This is a genomic window from Methanospirillum sp. (assembly GCF_035406105.1).
GTDB lineage: Archaea > Halobacteriota > Methanomicrobia > Methanomicrobiales > Methanospirillaceae > Methanospirillum.
The window spans coordinates 1-1,606 of sequence record NZ_DAONKG010000343.1 but is presented as its reverse complement, the minus strand read 5'-3'; the positions used below and the strand labels follow the sequence as shown (position 1 = coordinate 1,606).

At 39.0% G+C, this 1,606-nt stretch carries 2 protein-coding genes; one reads left to right on the top strand and one right to left on the bottom strand.

Annotated elements, in window-relative coordinates; translation table 11 throughout:
- The coding region (locus tag PLA23_RS13300) for a hypothetical protein (protein ID WP_324475519.1) at positions 1-1,353 on the top strand (1,353 nt) is incomplete at its 5' end.
- A 23-nt stretch (positions 1,354-1,376) separates the two neighbouring features.
- Here the strand turns inward: PLA23_RS13300 and PLA23_RS13295 are convergent.
- Positions 1,377-1,606: hypothetical protein (locus tag PLA23_RS13295; RefSeq protein WP_324475518.1), on the bottom strand; the 230-nt coding region annotated here is incomplete at its 5' end.

Sequence of the window (1,606 nt, the reverse complement as noted above, 5' to 3'; positions counted from 1 at the left end):
CCCTATTTTGCCGCAAGTACGCAGTATGATGCTGAACGGGATCTTGATGAACCGGTGAATTCGTCCTGGTCATTCGATATCATTTTTATCATAAACCAGTTTGGTATCCCCTTTTTTATATTTGCATTTCTGGGATTGTTACTCCCCCTTTCTCAATACCATGGCATGAAACCGGATCTCGATTATATAAAGACGCAGAAAATTCCGATATTATTTGCCGGAATAGCGATCGTGAGTCTCGTTCTTGCTCTTGGACCAGTACTAAAACTGAATGGAGAAGCAACCGGAGTTCTCACTCCATATTATGTTCTATATTCATGTATTCCCTATATTGCGATAATTCGTGACCTTTCACGATTCAGTTTTATTATTAGCCTGGCCGGATCTGTCCTTACCGGCTTTGGTGCCGCTGCTCTTTTCAACCGAATACAGAAGAAGGAACTGAAACAGATCGTTATAATTGGATGCACCATTCTGGCAATATTCGGATCATGGCATGTACCGGTTCAATTGCCGGCTTCTCTTGCTACTGGTGATCAGGTTCCGGAGGTATATCACTGGCTTGCAGCACAACCGGATGATGCCCGGATTATCGAGATTCCAACGCGATGGGTTGAGGATAATTCTGAGTATACGTATTACTCAGTCTATCACTGGAAAGAGATGGTGAATGGATACAGTGGAAGGGATGTTGAACTTGCTTCAAAAATTATGCGGGACACAGGCGAGTATTTCCCTTCAAATAACACCATCTCTCTCCTCCAGCATATTGGAGTCAGATATGTGATCATTCATGCAGACAGGATCCGCCTGATGAAAGGTGTTCCTGATGAACAGGCAGAGGAATTTATTTCCAGGTATGTATCAACCCTTCATCAGAATATTGAGCAGAATTTTAATTCTTCCATCAGGATGGCCGGCGTATTTGGTCCTGACGTTGTATATGAAATTCTTCCCGATCCGGAAGTCCTTCCAGATGAGGTACTTGTTCTCTTTCAAAATGGCTGGTTTGGATCAAATGCATTCCCTGAGTTTTATTTAAAAAATGAAGGAAAGATAAAAGCTTTTGCAAAATCAACCGGAGAATATGCCCTATATTTCCTTGCTGAACCTGTTTACACAGAGAAAAATTTGTCACTGATGGTGAATGGAGAAAGTCTTGGAACAATTACTGCCCCGGCAGGAGGACTGACTGAAGGGAGGAGTAATTTTATCCTGAATAAAGGGTTCAATGATATTCAGTTCATGAGTTCGTGCACAAAATTATGTGACATTCCAGAGATGAAGACCATATCAGATAAATGTATGAGCTTTAAATTTTACAATCTATCAATTTTCAAAAGTGTCAATTAGGGGGATTTCAATTAAAAATGCCGCTAATTATTTCCCTTTAAAAAATTTATCAACGCCCTAAGGCCATCAAGGAGAATAAATACATCTTCTTTATTTCTAATCGATGCAATTTTTTTCATTAAATACTTGGGACGATAATAGAATTTTTTATACATTAATTTATATAACTGATATGTTTCTTCAACACTCATATTTGGCAATTTCATTATTTGACGTGATAAATCATAATCATCCCAATTATATGTCAGGATTA